Annotated in this window: 1 pseudogene; it reads left to right on the top strand. The window is 64.1% G+C overall.

The features are described 5' to 3' along the window. Positions 1-9: 9 nt before the first annotated feature. Positions 10-245 (top strand): annotated as a pseudogene (locus tag ACPYOG_RS20295) (ABC transporter substrate-binding protein); the annotation flags it as partial.

Genomic DNA, 245 nt, shown 5'->3' on the forward strand with positions numbered 1-245 from the left:
GCACTAAGAGTGTGCTCCGTCACAAATATCCCACGGCGGAGCATCGAATCCATCGAACAGAAGGTTCACCAGATGGCACTGAACAAGAAGGCCCTGCATGGCGCTATCGCGCTGGCGGGCATCTCCGCATTCGCCTTGACGGCATGCACGGGCCCCTCCGGCGGGGGCTCCTCGTCTGCTCCGGCGGCCGCGGGCCCCATCGCCTACGGCACCACAGACAAAGTCACATCACTGGACCCTGCGGG

The organism is Leifsonia sp. HAY1-4F, assembly GCF_056755275.1.